This window comes from Roseomonas acroporae (genome assembly GCF_023223525.1).
Lineage (GTDB): Bacteria > Pseudomonadota > Alphaproteobacteria > Acetobacterales > Acetobacteraceae > Roseomonas_E > Roseomonas_E acroporae.
The window spans coordinates 1-1,036 of the sequence record NZ_JALPRX010000260.1 but is presented as its reverse complement, the minus strand read 5'-3'; the positions used below and the strand labels follow the sequence as shown (position 1 = coordinate 1,036).

The following is a 1,036-nucleotide window of genomic DNA, read 5'->3' as shown; positions in this document are numbered from 1 at the left end:
CGCCTTCGGTCCGGCTGGACAACGGGTTCGTTGCGGGACGATATTCGCCTTCAGCGCCTCGCTACCGGGGCTCGCCTGACGCGAGATTGCATTCGTTTGCTGGAGAAGCACGGATGAACCGTTGGCGCGCTAGCTTCCTGCTCATCTGTCTACTGCTCTCGGGATGGCCGGTCATGGCCATGGAGTTTCGTGTTCTCTCCGAGGAAGAGCGGCTGACCTTCATCCAAGCTCAGGGCCCGATCCGTCTGGGCGACGAGGAACGCTTCATCAGGCTGGTGGGAGGTCTCGGTCGGCGCGTCGTCTTGGTAGTCGATAGCCCAGGTGGAAATCTTGCTGCTGCGGACCGGATGCGGGGTTTGGTCGCCGGGCTGAACATGGCCGTCGTGGTCCCCACCGGCGCAACCTGTGCCTCAGCTTGTTTTCTATTGTTCGCCGCTGCCAAAGATCGGTTGATCGAGCGCGGTGCCAGGATTGGCGTTCATAGCGCCTCGGTCTCGGCCGGGGAGAACGCGAACACTATGGCTGCCACGGTCCTGATGGCACGGGTAGCACGGGAATACGCCATCCCCAATGCGATCGTTGGGCGCATGGTGACCACCGATCCTGGGCAGATGGCGTGGCTTACAGACGACGAAATCGCCAGCATTCCCCGCACTGAGTTCATGGAAAATCACCCGCGCTCTGCCGCTTTAGCACCGCCACCTCCCGCGTCTTCTGCACCGTCGCGCCCGTCAACTGACGCTGCAGCAATAGCCAGTCCACTTACGGGCTTCGCTCGCGGCCACGCCGACCGCCAGATGATGGACGCCTGGATCGCAGCTCAGCCGCCGAATGTCCGGGCCGGCATCGATTGGTGGGCAATGCGTCGCAGCCTGCCCCGACCCGGCGAATGTGCCAATCCAGATCCAGGGTTTGTGGAGGGGTGTGCCGAGGCGCGGCGTCGGCTGACTCCGATCGACGTTCAGCGTCGCAGCGATCCGGAGTATCGGCGGGGTTGGAATACACCATGACTGGGGCGCCGGCGTGATCTCCATCC

Annotated in this window: 1 protein-coding gene; it reads left to right on the top strand. The window is 63.3% G+C overall.

Features of this window, described 5'->3' with window-relative positions; genetic code table 11:
- The first annotated feature begins 173 nt into the window (after positions 1-173).
- On the top strand, positions 174-1,010 hold the full coding sequence (locus tag M0638_RS28410) for a COG3904 family protein (protein ID WP_248670320.1): 837 nt from the start codon (positions 174-176) through the stop codon (positions 1,008-1,010).
- Positions 1,011-1,036: the final 26 nt, after the last annotated feature.